The 1,457-nt window shown below is 69.5% G+C and carries 2 protein-coding genes; one reads left to right on the top strand and one right to left on the bottom strand.

The genetic code is table 11. The features are described 5' to 3' along the window. A partial coding sequence (locus tag LQV45_RS32025) for an FAD-dependent monooxygenase (protein WP_230011526.1) occupies positions 1-942 on the top strand: 942 nt, incomplete at its 5' end. Between the two features lie 14 nt (positions 943-956). Here the strand turns inward: LQV45_RS32025 and LQV45_RS32020 are convergent. Further along, positions 957-1,457, bottom strand: a 501-nt coding sequence (locus LQV45_RS32020; protein WP_230011523.1) for a cytochrome P450, incomplete at its 5' end; no start/stop codon positions are given.

The following is a 1,457-nucleotide window of genomic DNA, read 5'->3' as shown; positions in this document are numbered from 1 at the left end:
GAGTGGCTCCTGGGCGAGGTGGAGGTGACCGCGGCGCCGGACCAGCTGGCCGAGGTGGCCGAGGAGGTGCGCAAGACCCACAAGGGGTTCGGCATAGGCTCCGCCGGAAACGGCCTGTACCGCGCCGTCGTGCCCGCGGCGGCCGTGGCCGAGGACCGCTCGGTACCGCCGACCCTGGAGGAGTTCCGGACGCAGCTGCGGGCGTTCGCAGGCACCGACTTCGGCGTCCACTCACCACGCTCCCTGACCCGTTTCAGCGACGCCACCCGGCTTGCCGAGCAATACCGGGTGGGCCGTATTCTGCTCGCCGGCGATGCGGTGCACGTCCACCCGCCACTGGGAGGGCAGGGACTGAACCTCGGCATCCAGGACGCCTTCAACCTCGGCTGGAAGCTCGCCGCCGAGGTCAAAGGCTGGGCGCCTGACGGGCTGCTGGACAGTTATTACACCGAGCGTCACCCGGTCGCCGAAGGCGTGCTGACCATCACCCGCGCCCAGAGCGAGCTGCTGTCCACCGAGCCCGGCCCGCAGGCCGTGCGGCGGCTGCTGAGCGAGCTGATGGACTTCGAGGACGTTAGACGTTTCCTGGCCGAGAAGATCACCGCGATCGGGGTCCGCTACGACTTCGGCGAAGGACCGGAGCTGCTCGGCAGGCGACTGCGCGACATTCCCCTGTCGCGGGGCCGTCTCTACGAACTTACCCGCAAAGGCCGGGGGCTCCTGCTGGACCAGACCGGCGAACTCTCCGTGGCTGGATGGGCGGATCGGGTCGACCACGTCGCGGACGCCAGCGGGGAACTGGACGCGCCCGCGGTCCTGCTCCGGCCGGACGGCCACGTCGCATGGATCGGAGACGACCAGGACGACCTGCTCCACCATCTGCCGACATGGTTCGGGGCCGCCCTCGAGGGCACCGGAGACGATCGCGATCGCCGCCCCTGACGCCGTGCCCGCCGTCAGGCAGCCTGCCAGGTCACGGGAAGCTGTTTCGCCCCGTAGACGATCATGCTTTCCATCCGCTCCAACTGCGCATCGGGGTCTACCGCAAGCCCCGGCAGCCGTGAGAGCACGGCCTCCAGCGCGATCCTGGCCTCCAGCCGCGCCAGGGGCGCCCCCAGACAGAAATGGATGCCCTGCCCGAAGGCGAGGTGACGGTTGGGTGAGCGTTCGACGTCGAACTCGTCCGGGCTCGGGAACTGCTCCCCGTCGCGGTTCGCCGAGCCGATCCAGGCAATGATCGGCGAGCCTGCCGGAATGGTGCGGCCGCGCACGGTCGTGTCGACGGCTGAGAGCCGGTACATGGACTGGACGGGGGAGCGGTAGCGCAGCACCTCTTCGATGGCGTGCGGGAGCAGGGCAGGCTCGGCGACAAGGCGTTCCGCCGTGCCCGGTGATTCGGTGAAGCACAGCACCGCATTGCCGATCAGGTTGGTGGTGGTCTCGTTTCCCGCCACGAG

The sequence above is a fragment of the Microbacterium sp. Bi128 genome (genome assembly GCF_918698205.1).
The sequence above is the reverse complement of the archived record's forward strand: the minus strand, read 5'-3'. Positions and strand labels throughout refer to the sequence as shown.